9 protein-coding genes are annotated in these 12881 nt (G+C 69.9%); all 9 read left to right on the top strand.

What is annotated here, in order from left to right; all coding sequences use genetic code 11:
• Positions 1-81: 81 nt before the first annotated feature.
• The 9 genes from Q0C41_RS15305 to Q0C41_RS15265 all read left to right on the top strand — a co-directional run bounded on the left by Q0C41_RS15305 (position 82) and on the right by Q0C41_RS15265 (position 12493).
• Complete coding sequence (locus tag Q0C41_RS15305) at positions 82-1575, top strand: c-type cytochrome domain-containing protein (RefSeq protein ID WP_291984896.1); 1494 nt, start codon at positions 82-84, stop codon at positions 1573-1575.
• 45 nt (positions 1576-1620) lie between these two features.
• Entirely contained in the window at positions 1621-4842 is a 3222-nt protein-coding gene (locus tag Q0C41_RS15300) for a DUF1553 domain-containing protein (RefSeq protein WP_291984894.1), read from the top strand.
• The gene (locus tag Q0C41_RS15295; RefSeq protein ID WP_291984892.1) at positions 4839-6314 is read left to right on the top strand and encodes a DUF1501 domain-containing protein; all 1476 of its coding nucleotides are present in this window, start codon (positions 4839-4841) and stop codon (positions 6312-6314) included. The genes Q0C41_RS15300 and Q0C41_RS15295 overlap by 4 nt, the downstream gene beginning before the upstream one ends.
• Positions 6315-6355: 41 nt before the next feature.
• Positions 6356-7639 (top strand): agmatine/peptidylarginine deiminase, encoded by a 1284-nt coding sequence (locus Q0C41_RS15290; protein ID WP_291984890.1) that lies wholly within the window; start codon positions 6356-6358, stop codon positions 7637-7639.
• Positions 7640-7833: 194 nt separating this feature from the next.
• Complete coding sequence (locus tag Q0C41_RS15285) at positions 7834-8220, top strand: VOC family protein (RefSeq protein ID WP_291984888.1); 387 nt, start codon at positions 7834-7836, stop codon at positions 8218-8220.
• A 310-nt stretch (positions 8221-8530) separates the two neighbouring features.
• A complete protein-coding gene (locus Q0C41_RS15280; RefSeq protein ID WP_291984886.1) occupies positions 8531-9436 on the top strand; it encodes a pepsin/retropepsin-like aspartic protease family protein in 906 nt (301 codons plus the stop codon).
• Between the two features lie 74 nt (positions 9437-9510).
• Positions 9511-10719, top strand: coding sequence for a lactonase family protein (locus Q0C41_RS15275; RefSeq protein ID WP_291984884.1), 1209 nt, complete (start codon positions 9511-9513; stop codon positions 10717-10719).
• 39 nt (positions 10720-10758) lie between these two features.
• Positions 10759-12000, top strand: a complete 1242-nt coding sequence (locus tag Q0C41_RS15270; RefSeq protein WP_291984882.1) for an MFS transporter — start codon at positions 10759-10761, stop codon at positions 11998-12000.
• Between the two features lie 58 nt (positions 12001-12058).
• The gene (locus Q0C41_RS15265; protein ID WP_291984880.1) at positions 12059-12493 is read left to right on the top strand and encodes a group III truncated hemoglobin; all 435 of its coding nucleotides are present in this window, start codon (positions 12059-12061) and stop codon (positions 12491-12493) included.
• The last annotated feature ends 388 nt before the right edge of the window (positions 12494-12881 follow it).

Genomic DNA, 12881 nt, shown 5'->3' with positions numbered 1-12881 from the left:
GGCGTCTGATGCGTTCGAGGCCGCGATTATATGGTTGGGTTGCCTTCGGCTCGCCCGGGAGCGATGATGGCCGCCACCACCATGGTTCGGCTTGGCGCTCCGGCGCTCGCGGTCGCGATCCCCGCCATCCTCGTGCTCGCGGCGCTGCCCGTCCTGCAACTCGGGGACGGCACGAACCTGCCGCAACTGGCGCTGTTCCTCGGACGGCTGCATCCGTCGGTGCTGCACCTGCCCGTCGCGTTGCTGATCCTGGCGCTGCTGCTCGAGGCGACGCGCCTGCCCTGGGTGGCGCGCGTGGCACCGTCCTTCCCGCCGAGTGTCCTCGTGTCGGTGCTCTGGCTGGCCGCGCTCAGCGGCTTTGGCGCCGCGGTTGCTGGCTGGTGCCTCTCGCACGAAGGGGGCTACGACGACACCCTGCTCGACCGGCACCTCTGGAGCGGCGTGGCGACGGCGATCGGCGCGTTCGTCGCGCTGGTGCTGCACACCCTGGCGACGGCGCGGCCCGACCGCGCGAGCCTGCGGCACCTGGGCACCGGTGTCGTGCTGATCACGAGCGGCGCCATGGTCGTCGCCGCGCACGCCGGGGGCAGCCTGACGCATGGCGAGGACTACCTGACCGAGCACGCGCCGGCGCCGATCCGGCGTCTCGCGGGCCTGCCGATCCCGCGGGACCGCACGCTCGAGCGCCGCACGGCCATCGCCGATCGTGAGGTCTTCGACGGCGTCGCCCTGCGCGTCCTCGAGCGGCACTGCACCGCGTGCCACAACCCCGGCAAGCGCAAGGGCGAGCTCGCGATGGACACGCACGCGGGCGTCATGGCAGGCGGGGTGTCGGGGCCCGTGGTGATCCCGGGCGTGGCCGCCGACAGCGAACTCCTGACGCGACTGCACCTGCCGGTCGACGACAAGAAGCGGATGCCGCCGAAGGGCCGGCCGTCGCTGACGGACGACGAGGTGGCGGTGTTGACGTGGTGGGTGGCGGCGGGGGCGCCCGCGGCCGGGACGTTCAGGACGACGAAGGCGCCCGCGGAGGTGCGCGCCGCGTTCTCGCGGATCCTGCCCGAGTCCGAACGACAGGAGATCGAAGCGCATCAGCGTCGGCAGGCGGCCGAGTACGAGGCGACGCTGGCGGCGGTGCGGGCGGCCGTGCCCGGGGCGCTGCGGACGATCGTGCCCGGGGAGCGCGAACTCGAGTACACGGCGGCGGTGGCAGGGAAGGCCTTTGGCGACGCGGAACTGGCGAAGCTGGCGGCGGTGGGACGCGATCTGGTCTGGCTCGACCTGTCGCGCACGGCCATCACCGACACGGGTCTGAAGGCCCTGACCGCGATGCCGAATCTCGAACATCTCGACCTGCGCGAGACGGCGGTCGGCGATGCCGGCGTCGCGGCACTCGCGCCGCTCGGCCACCTCCGGACGCTCGGTCTCTACGGCACGGCGGTGACCGACGAGGGCCTGCCCTCGATTCAGCGACTGGCCGGCGTGACGCGGCTCTACGTCGGTGGCACCCGGGTGACCGACCGCGGCCTCGCGGCGCTCCGGACTGCGCGGAAGGACCTGCGCCTTGCCCCCTGAGTGCTTGCGCCCTCGCGTCGCCGACGACTATCCTCCGCAACACGGATGAACGCCCAGCGGATCCTGCTGCTCGCCTCGGCCCTGCTCGTGGCGAGTCTCGTCGCGGCCGTGGCGCCGCACGTGACGTGGCGCACGGCCGTCACGGAGCCTGCGTCGACCGCGGCGCCAGTCCTGCCCGGTACGATCTCCTTCAACCGAGACATCCGCCCGATCCTGGTCGCCCACTGCTTCCGCTGCCATGGCGTCGACCCCGGCGCACGCGAGGCGGAGCTTCGCCTCGATCGGCCGGAGTTCGCCTTCGCTCCCCGCAAGAACGGTCAACCGGTGATCGTCAAGGGCGACCCCGCGCGCAGTCCGCTGATGCGGCGCATCCTGTCGAGCGACCCGGACACGGTGATGCCGCCGCCCGAGACGCACAAGACCCTGGCGCCACGCGAGATTGCGCTGCTCGAGCGCTGGATCAAGGACGGGGCGCCCTATGAGCCCCACTGGGCCTTCATCCCCCCCGTGCGGCCGGCCCTCCCGGACGTCGCGGGCTCGGCGACCAACCCCATCGATCGCTTCGTGCGGGCGCGTCTGAAGGACGCGGGACTCACGCCCAATCCGGAGGCCGATCGCCACACGCTGATCAGGCGCGTCACGCTCGACCTGACGGGCCTGCCGCCGACGCCGGAGGAAGTCGAGGCCTTCGTGCGCGACACGTCGCCGGGGGCCTACGAGGCGCTGGTCGACCGCCTGCTGGCGCGTCCGAGCTACGGCGAGCACCGGGCGCGGTACTGGCTCGACGCCGTGCGCTATGCCGACACCCACGGCTACCACTTCGACAACTACCGCAGCATCTGGCCCTATCGCGACTGGGTGATCGACGCCTTCAACGCCAACCAGCCCTTCGACCGGTTCACACACGAACAGATTGCCGGCGATTTGCTGCCGAGACCGACGCCCTCCCAGCTGATCGCGACGGGGTTCATCCGGGCGGGCATGAGCACCAACGAAGGCGGGACGATTCCCGAGGAGAACCTGGCCAACTACGCCACCGATCGCGTCGAGACCACGTCGCAGGTCTGGCTGGGGCTGACCATGGGGTGCGCGCGCTGCCACGATCACAAGTTCGATCCGATCAGCGCCAAGGACTTCTACAGCATGGCGGCGTTCTTCCGGAACACGACGCAGCCGGCCATGGACGGCAACGTCATGGACTCGCCGCCGGTCCTCCGCATCCCACGGCCGGAGGATGCGACCCGCGACGCCGCGCTGCCCCACGAGATCGATCGCGCGACACAGCTCTACGACGCGCACCTCGAAGCGGCGGACGCCGCGTTCATGGAATGGCAGCAGACCATGGACGCCGCCGACCTGCCGACGGTCGCCGAGGCCGCACTCGAATTCCGCCTGCTGACGGACGGCACCCAGCCTGCCACCCTGCGCAACGCGGTCGCGCAGGATCAGCCGTTCACGTTCACGGGAGGGCGCCCGCAGGTCGTGCTCGCCCCGCACGGCCCAGGGTTCCGTCTGCCGTCTGGCGTGACCGCCAACCTCGGATCGCTCGGCGACATCGAGTCCGACCAGCCCTTCTCCGTCGCCGCCTGGGTGCAACTCCCCGACAACGTCGACGGCGCAGTGCTGGCCCGGACGGACGTGGCCAACGGGGCTCGCGGGTGGGACGTGTGGCTGAAGGGCAGCCGCGTCGGCCTCCAGATGATCGGCGCCTGGAACCAGGACGCGCTGCGGGTCGTGGCGCGAGGAGCCGTGTCGTCGGTGGGGTGGCACCACATCCTGGTCACGTACGACGGCTCCCGGCAGGCCAAAGGCGTGCGGATCTACTACGACGGCAGGCGCCAGGGGGTCTACGAGGAAGTGAATTCGCTCAGCGGATCCATTCGCACGAAGACCCCGCTGCGGCTCAATCGACGCAGCACCGGGGAAGGCGCCGGCGGTGCGGCCATCCACGACGTCCGCCTGTATCGACGGACCCTGTCGGCGCCAGAAGCGCAGGTGCTGGCAAGGCGTGGCGCACTCGAAACGGTGCTCGCCACGCCCCCCGCCGAGCGTACCGACGCGCAACTGCTGCCGCTGCGCGACTACTACCTCGCCTTCGTCGATGCGGAGGCCATGCAGCACCAGCGTGCGCTGCAGCGCCTCGTCGACGAGTTCGAGGGCGTGACGTCGCGCTCGAAGGTGACCCTCATCGCCGCCGAGAAGCCGGGCGAGACGCCCTTCGCGCGGATCCTCATCAGGGGGCAGTACGACCAGGAGGGCCCGCGCGTCGGTGCGGCCGTGCCGGGCGTCCTGCCGCCGCTGCCGCGAGGCGCACCGGCCAATCGTCTCGGGCTCGCGCGCTGGCTGACCCGGCCGGACCACCCCCTCACCGCGCGCGTCAACGTCAATCGCTTCTGGTCGCAGGTGTTCGGCCAGGGCATCGTCGCGACCCCTGGCGAGTTCGGCACCACGGGCGACGCGCCGACGAACCAGCCGCTGCTCGATTGGCTGGCCGTGGAGTTCCGCGAGTCGGGGTGGAACGTCAAGGCCCTCTTCCGGCTCATGGTGACATCGGCCACCTACAAGCAGTCCGCGGTCGCGAGCCAGGCGACGCGCGAGAAGGACCCCGACAACCGGCTGCTCTCTCGCGGCCCGCGATTCCGGATGCACGGCGAGATGATTCGTGACCTCGCGCTGCGCGCGTCGGGCCTGCTGTCGGCCCGGCGCGGCGGTCCGAGCGTCAAGCCCTACCAGCCGGCGGGGATCTGGGAAACCGTCGCGATGGAGGAGAGCAACACGAAGATCTACGTCGCCGACCGCGGCGAGGCCAACCATCGCCGCAGCCTCTACACGTTCTGGAAGCGCGCCGCCCCGCCGCCATCGATGGAGACCTTCAACGCGCCGTCGCGCGAGCAGTGCGCCGTCGACCGCGAGCGGACCAACACGCCCCTGCAGGCCCTGGTGACGCTGAACGACGTGCAGTTCGTCGAGGCCTCACGCCGACTGGCGGAGGTCGCCATCACGGAGCGTGGCGCCGACGATGCGGGGCGCCTGGACGCGATGGCGCTGCGCGTGCTGAGCCGCCCGCTCGCGGGCGCGGAGCGCCAGGCCCTGACGCCCGTGGTCCGGGATCTCCGGCAGCGCTACGCCGCTGATGGCACGAAGTCGAAGGCGCTGGTCACGATGGGCGACTCGACGCCCGATCCGGCGATTCCCGTCCCCGAGCTTGCGGCCTGGACGATGGTGGCGAGCCTGTTCCTGAACCTCGACGAGGCGCTCAACAAGTGACCCAGAAGGCGCGACACCCGCACTGTTCCGGCGGCGACGAGTTCCTGCTGACCCGTCGAGAACTCCTCGCGCAAGCCGGACGCGGCATCGGCTCGGTGGCCGTCGCCTCGATGTTCGGAGGCGCGAGCCTGCTCGCCGGGGCGCCGGGCGGCCTCCCGAACCTGCCGCACTTCCGGCCGAAGGCGCGTCGCGCCATCTGGTTGTTCCCGGCCGGCGCGCCCTCGCAGCTCGACACCTGGGACTACAAGCCGAAGTTGCGCGGGATGTTCGGCAAGGAGTTGCCGCCCTCGGTCCGCGGCGACCAGCGGCTCACCACGATGACCGCGAAGCAGAAGGGCTTCCCGGTGGCGCCGAGCCTCTTCACGTTCTCGCAGCACGGGCAGAGCGGCATGTGGGTGAGCGAGCTCTTCCCGCACACCGCCCGCATCGTCGACCGCATCGCGCTCGTGAAGTCGCTCCACACCGAGGCCATCAACCACGAGCCGGCGACGATCGCCGTCAACTCGGGCAACCAGCTGCCGGGACGGCCGTGCCTCGGATCGTGGCTCTCGTACGGGCTCGGTAGCCTCAACGAGAACCTCCCGACCTTCGTCGTGATGACCTCGACCTATACCAACAAGTCGAACGTCCAGGCGCTGTCGGCGCGCATGTGGGGCAGTGGCTTCATCCCGGCGCGCCATGCGGGCGTGTCGGTGCGCGGGGCGGGCGATCCGGTGCTGTATCTGAGCGATCCCGATGGCGTCGATCGGGAGACCCGGCGGCGGATGCTCGACGGCGTGCAGGCGCTCAATGCGCGGCACGCCGACGCGCTTGGCGACCCCGATACCGACACCCGCATCGCGCAGTACGAGATGGCGTTCCGCATGCAGGCCTCGGTGCCCGAGCTCACCGACGTGCGCGGCGAACCCGAGTCGGTGCTCGGACTGTATGGCGACGACGTGCGCAGGCCCGGCACCTTTGCCGCCAACTGCCTGCTGGCGCGGCGGATGATCGAGCGTGGGGTGCGCTTCGTGCAGATCTACCATCGCGGGTGGGACTCGCACACCAACCTGCCGCACCAGCACCGACTGCAGGCGCAGGACACCGATCAGGGCACCTTCGGCCTGATCACGGACCTCGCGCAGCGCGGCCTGCTCGAGGACACGCTCGTCATCTGGGGCGGCGAGTTCGGGCGCACCGTCTACTCGCAGGGCACGCTCAAGGAAGACAACTACGGCCGCGACCACCACCCACGCTGCTATTCGATGTGGATGGCCGGCGGAGGCGTGAAGGCGGGCACGGTGTTCGGCGAGACCGACGACTTCAGCTACAACATCACGAAGGACCCCGTGCACCAGCGCGACCTGCACGCGACCATCCTCAACCTCTTCGGCCTCGACCACAACGCCTTCACCTTCCGGCATCAGGGCCTCGACCAGAAGCTCGTGGGCGTCGAGGCGCCGGCGCACGTGGTGCAGGGCCTGCTCGCCTGAGCGCGCTGACGTGGCGGTCCCCTCGAGCCGGAGGTGATGGCATGAGAGCAGAGCGACTGGCGATGGCCATTCTTGCCGCTGTTGTTGCGCTGGTCGGCTGTCAGGCGAGGCTCGGGCCATCCTCGCGGCCCGCCTACGTCGCACCGTCGGAGTTCGAGCCGCAGGAGTACATCTGGCTCACCTGGGTCGAACGGGGCTGGCTGGGAGGGCCATCGTTGGCGGAGGCCAGTCTCGAGGCGTTGCGTGTCATCGTGCCGCATGTTCGCGTGCGCCTGGTGTTCAGCGCGCTCGCGGAGGATGACTCGTCGTTCTTTCCGCCGCACCGCCGCTCTCCGGCAGCGGCAGAGGAGCGCTTGCGGACGCGGCTCCGGCACGAGGGCATCGACATGTCCCGCGTCGAAATGATCTTCCACCGGCAGCCCGTTGGTGCCATCCAGGATCCCGGGCCCTATTTTCTCCGGGCGTCGCACGGTGGCCTCGCCATCGCGGACTACCGCTACGATCACCCGGAGCCGGCCATCGAGGCGCTGGATCGCGATCTCGCCGCGCGCCTGGGCCTGCCCACGGTGCCGTCGCCACTTGTGAGTGAGGGCGGCGCTCGACAGGTCAACGGGCGTGGCACCCTCCTCCTCACCGAGTCCGTCGAGCTGGCGCGCAATCCGGGAATGAGTCGCGGTGACATCGAACGCGAGCATCGCCGCGTGCTCGGCGTGACGCGCGTCATCTGGCTGAAGCAGGGCCCCGCGGACGAGGAGTGGGGACGACTCGCCGATGGTCGCTGGGGGATCGGCACTGGCGGCCACGTCGACGTCTTCGCCAGATTCGCAGGCGAGCGGACGATCCTTCTGGCACAGGTCAACGAAGCGCAGCGAGCCGCCCACCCGATCGCCGCGGAGACGCATCGTCGGATGGAAGAGAACCTCCGTCTTCTTCGCACCGCGCGGGACCAGGATGGCCAGCCGTTCCGCATCCTGCGCGTGCCCATACCGGACCCGATGACGGCAAGCGTCACCTACGATGCCCTCGCGCCGGAGGAGCAGTCCTGGTTCGAGGGGGCGACCGCCGGCGATCGCATCGAGTTCTATCTGCCGCGCGGCTACCTGAACTTCATCATCGCCAACGGCGTCGTGGTGACGGCCAGGTACTGGCGCGAGGGCTTGCCCGAGTCGCTCAGGCACACGGACCAGCAGGCAGCCCAGAGTCTTGCGGCGGCATTCCCGAACAGGCGCATCGTGCAAGTGGATGCCGTGGCGTTGAACTACGAGGGGGGCGGACTTCACTGCTACTCGCGCAACCAGCCCCATGCCGACCTGGTGCCCCGATGACCTCGTCGCACCGGCCGACGCCGAACACGGATCTCCCGACTGGGCCGATGCGGCAAGGAGGATGGTCACCGTCACGCCGGGCCGGCAGCCATGACGGGGTCAGACTCCACACAGCAGGAACGTCTGGCCAGCACGCGATCGACCCCAGGCGTCAGTCACCGATGGACAGTGCCACCAGATTTCGGAGACCCCAGATGAAACGAGTCACAGGCATCGGCGGCATCTTCTTCAGCGCCAGGGATCCGAAGGCGCTCTGCGCCTGGTACAAGGCGCATCTGGGCATCGACGTCCAGGCGTGGGGCGGCACGGCGTTCACCTGGACGGATGCGGACGGTCACCCGACGACGGGCACCACGATCTGGTCGATCGGTGCTGCCGACGGCACGCCCTTCGCTCCCAGCACCTCGTCGTTCATGGTCAACTACCGCGTCGACGACCTGGCGTCGTTGCTGCAGGCGCTTCGCGAGGAGGGCTGCGACGTCCTCGAGAAGACCGACGACTCCGAATTCGGCAAGTTCGGCTGGGTCATCGACCCTGAAGGCAACAAGGTCGAGTTCTGGCAGCCGCCGCCGGGCCAGTAGCCGGCGACGACGTGGCCAGCGCTCGGGCTCGGGCAGGCGTCGTGCCGTCTGGGCCAGCCGGCCGCGCCCGGCGTGATCATGAGGTGGAGGGAGCAAGGCACGATTGCGGAGCCGCCCATCCTGATGGGGGCTTTCGCAGAGCTCGAGGACGCCCAGTACTGGTGCGATCGCCTGGCCGAACTCATTGCCCGTGACCTTCAGAGCGGCCCATGAGTGCGCCACCGAGTGGCACGCTGGCGGGAGGAGGGCGGCAGAACGGCGGTTAACCATACCGCCTGACCCGCGTTGTGCCATCTGTGGAGACACGCAGATGAGCAACACGCGAGGGGCCATCGGCTCGGTCTGGATGGCGGCAGCGATCGTCCTGTGTATCGTCGGCCGAGCGGGGGCGGGGGACGCTCCCGAGCCGTCTCGGGCGTGCGACGCGGCCCGAGCGCCGACGGCGGCCTTCCAGATGCAGGTGCCGTTCGAGACCATCGACGGACGCATCTACGTGCAGGCCAGGGTCAACGGGCGTGGGCCCTTCAGGTTTGCCATCGACACCGGCGCGAGCGGCGTCGGGCGCGTCGACGCCAGTCTGGTCGCCACGCTCGGGCTCACCCTGGGGCCACCGACTGCCAACTCCGATGGCGTCACGACGGCCGAGGCGGAGACGACGATGGTCGAGACGATCGAGGTGGGGGGCCTGTCGCGGCGCGACCTGCGTGTGATCACCCGTGACTACAACAGCCGGATGGCGCCGGGGTCCGCGCTGTCGGGCATCATCGCGCGCGAGTTCTTCGCCGACGGCCTGCTGGTCATCGACTACCCGCGCCGGCTGCTGTCGTTCGGCTCGGGCCTGTCGCTCTCACCCGAACAGCCCGGCGTGCTGCGGTACACCCGTCCGTTCCGGGTGCCGGTGACCATCGGCGCGGTGACAGCCGAGGGCAATCTGGATACCGGCGCCAACGTCGCCTTCGTCCTGCCTGAGGCGCTCTTCGACAGGGTGTCTGGCACGCCTGCCGCGCCAGCGGCGCGTGGACAGTTGGCCAACGGGACCGTGGACACCAGTCGCGCGACCGTGCCCGGCCCCTTCCGGATAGGTGAGGTGACGCTGTCCGATGTCGAGGTGCGCGTGTCGGCGCGCTATCCAGAGCTGCTGGTCGGGGCGCACGCTCTTCAGGGGGCGGTCGTGCTCATCGATCAGCGGTCCCAGCGTATCGCCGTCTGCCCCTGATCCCCTCGCGCGTGGCCGGCGGGACCGTGCCTTTGTCGTGGCCGGCGCGACGGCTTTCGTGCATGATCGCGCCCATGATTTCGAGCCTGACTCGGAGGACGCGGGGGCTTCGCCTGGCCGCCTGCACGCTCGGCCTCGGCCTCGTGGTCGCGACTGCCGCGATGGCGCCGGTCGTGGCCCAACCGCGCGGAGGGGCGCCCACGCAGATGCACGTCTTCATCGGCACCTACACCAACGGCACGAGCAAGGGGATCTACCGCGCGCGCCTCGACCTGGCCACGGGCACGCTGTCCACGCCTGAACTCGTGGCGACGACGACCAACCCGAGCTTCCTGGCGCTGCATCCGTCGCGGCCGCTGCTGTATGCGATCAACGAGACCGGCACGTTCGGCGCCCTGCCGACCGGATCGGTGAGTGCGTACGCCGTCGATCCGCAGGCCGGCACGCTCACCGCGCTGAACCAGGTGAGCTCCGGCGGCAACGGCCCAGCGCACGTCTCGGTGACCCCGAACGGCCAGGCCGCGCTGGTGGCCAACTACGGCGGCGGCACCGTGGCCTCGTACGCGATCGGCGCCGATGGCCGACTCAGCGAGCCCGTCTCGGTGGTGACCCATCAGGGCAGCAGTGTGCACCCGAAGCGGCAGACCAAGCCGTATGCGCACGCCATCAAGGCCGACCCGACCGGCACGTTCGTGTACGCAGCCGACCTCGGCGCCGACAGGGTCTTCGCGTATCGTCTCGATCCGAAGAGCTCGGCGCTGTCGCCGGCCACGCCGCCCGCCGTCGCATCGACGCCCGGCTCCGGCCCGCGGCACATGGCGTTCCCCCCGCGCGCACCCTACCTCTACGTGATCAACGAACTCGCACTCACTGTCACCGTGTATCGGCGCGACACGTCGACTGGGGCGCTCACAGAGGTGCAGACGATCGGCACGCTCCCGGCTGGCGTGGCCAACGACGCGGCCTTCAGCACCGCCGAGATTCAGGTCCATCCGTCAGGCAAGTTCCTGTACGGATCCAATCGCGGGCACGACTCGCTCGTGGTCTTCGCCATCGACGAGGCCACGGGCCGACTGACGCTCGTGCAGCACGAGTCGACGCAGGGCAAGACCCCGCGGGGGTTCGGCATCGACCCGACGGGACGCTACCTGCTCGCTGGCAACCAGCGATCGGACACGCTGGTCGTGTTCCGCATCGACGAGACGACCGGCCGGCTCACGCCGACAGGGCAGTCGATCGCCCTCGGTGCCCCCGTCAGCGTCGTCTTCATGCCGGTCCCGTAACCCGCTCGCCACGCCCCGCGTCCGCCCGTCCCATCACCGATGCCCTACCGTCATCGCGTCCTGACGCTGCTGTTCCTGCTGTCGATGGTCACGTACCTCGATCGCGTCTGCATCGCGGTGGCGGGACCCGAGATGCAGAAGGACCTCGGCCTGTCGGCGTCGCAGTGGGGCTGGGTCGTCGGGATCTTCGCGCTCTCGTATGCGCTATTCGAGATTCCGTCGGGCGCCCTGGGCGATCGCATCGGACCACGCAAGGTGCTGACCCGCATCGTCCTCTGGTGGTCGGCCTTCACGAGCCTGACCGGCCTGGTCTCGAGCTTCCCGGCGCTGCTGGCCGTGCGCTTCGCCTTCGGCATGGGGGAAGCGGGCGCCTATCCCAACGCCTCCTCGAGCATCTCGCGCTGGTTCCCGCTGGCCGAGCGGGCGCGTGCGCATGGCACCGTCTGGATGGCCAGCCGGGTCGGCGGCGCGCTCACGCCCCTGCTCGTCGTCCCGATCGTCGCGGTGTGGGGATGGCGGATGGCGTTCTATCTGTTCGGCGCGATCGGCGTCGTGTGGGCCGTCGCCTGGTACTGGTGGTATCGCGACTACCCGACGGAGATGCCGGGCGTGACACCCGAGGAACTGGCGCACATCGGCGAGTCCTCGGCGCGGCGCGCGCACCACGGCCTGCCGTGGGCACAGGTGGTCAGGAGCCCGAATTTCTGGGTGATTCTGCTCATGTACCACATGTACTGCTGGGGCTCGTACTTCTACGTCTCGTGGATGCCGACGTACCTGCGGCTGGGCCGCGGCTTCACGGCCGACGAGATGAAGATCTACGCCATGCTGCCGTTCGTCGCCGGGGCGCTGGGCAATCTCATCGGTGGTTCGGTGAGCGACGTGCTGGTGCGCCGACACGGCCTGCGCAATGGTCGTCGCCTCGTGGCGGCCACGGGACTCGCGGCGTCGGGACTCTGCCTCTTCGGCACGGCCGTGGTGTCCGATCGCCTCGTCGCCGTCGGGCTGCTGACGCTGGGCTACTTCAGCATGGACTGCATGCTGCCCGTGTCCTGGGCCGTGTGCGTGGACGTCGGCCGCCGCCACGCCGGAGCGATGACCGGCGCGATGAACTCGGCCGGGCAGATCGGGTCGTTCCTGTCCTCGATCGCGTTCGGCGCGCTGGTGGATGCCTTCGGCGGCCGGTACGACGTGCCGCTGGTGCTGTTCAGCGGCTGCCTCATCGTGTCGGCCATCCTGTTCCTGCGCATCGACGCCTCGACCCCGCTCCTCGCGGAGTGACGCGCCCCCGGTGCCCGGTGGCCGCCCCCGACTCCCGATTCCCGCCTACCCTAAGGAGGTGCCCGACCTCGAGACCCGCGCCGACATCGATGTGCTGCTGCGACGCTTCTACACCCGCGCCATGGCCGACGATCTGATCGGCTACCTCTTCACGGACGTGGCCAAGCTCGACCTCGATCACCACCTGCCGCGCATCGGCAACTTCTGGGAGCAGGTCCTCCTCCAGCGTCCCGTCTACAACGGCCACCCGATCGCTGCGCACGTCCCGCTGCACCAGGCGGCCACCCTGCAGGGCGCGCACTTCCAGCGCTGGTTCTCGCTGTGGGCGGAGTCGGTCGACGCCCTGTTCGCCGGGCCGATGGCGACGCAGGCCAAACGTCGGGCCGCCATCATCGCGGAGTCGATGCAGTACCGCCTCGGCATCGCCTCGTCGGAGGCCACGTTCACACCGGCCTATCGGGCCGCGCTGCAGATCGACGACACGGTCAAGTGACGAGGGACACGGGGACGAGTCACAAGGGAGGCGAGAGACAAGGGACGAGGCACGGCCAGGGACCAGTGACAAGGCCTGGCGACGCCGGGCGGGGCGGCTCGGCGCGGCGTAGATCTTGGCGTTCCTTGTCCCTTGGGTCCTTGCCACTCGTCCCTTGCGATCCCTTGTGACTTCTCCCCTTGTCCCGTGTCCCTTGACCTCGTCCTACACGTGAGGAGGGACACGGTCGAGGGACGAGGGACACGGGGACGAGTCACAAGGAAGGGAGGCGAGAGACAAGGGACGAGGCACGGCCAGGGACCAGTGACAAGGCCTGGCGACGCCGGGCGGGGCGGCGCGGATCCTGGCGTCCCTTGTCCCTTGGGTCCTTGCCACTCGTCCCTTGCGA

The organism is Luteitalea sp., from assembly GCF_022842525.1.
Classification (GTDB): domain Bacteria; phylum Acidobacteriota; class Vicinamibacteria; order Vicinamibacterales; family Vicinamibacteraceae; genus Luteitalea.
This window is presented reverse-complemented; position numbering and strand designations above follow the sequence as displayed.

Excerpts from the sequence above, each read along its gene's own strand:
- Q0C41_RS15305 (WP_291984896.1), top strand. The coding sequence starts at position 82 with ATGGTTCGGCTTGGCGCTCCGGCGCTCGCGGTCGCGATCCCCGCCATC.
- Q0C41_RS15300 (WP_291984894.1), top strand. The coding sequence starts at position 1,621 with ATGAACGCCCAGCGGATCCTGCTGCTCGCCTCGGCCCTGCTCGTGGCG.
- Q0C41_RS15290 (WP_291984890.1), top strand. The coding sequence starts at position 6,356 with ATGAGAGCAGAGCGACTGGCGATGGCCATTCTTGCCGCTGTTGTTGCG.
- Q0C41_RS15285 (WP_291984888.1), top strand. The coding sequence starts at position 7,834 with ATGAAACGAGTCACAGGCATCGGCGGCATCTTCTTCAGCGCCAGGGAT.
- Q0C41_RS15280 (WP_291984886.1), top strand. The coding sequence starts at position 8,531 with ATGAGCAACACGCGAGGGGCCATCGGCTCGGTCTGGATGGCGGCAGCG.
- Q0C41_RS15275 (WP_291984884.1), top strand. The coding sequence starts at position 9,511 with ATGATTTCGAGCCTGACTCGGAGGACGCGGGGGCTTCGCCTGGCCGCC.
- Q0C41_RS15270 (WP_291984882.1), top strand. The coding sequence starts at position 10,759 with ATGCCCTACCGTCATCGCGTCCTGACGCTGCTGTTCCTGCTGTCGATG.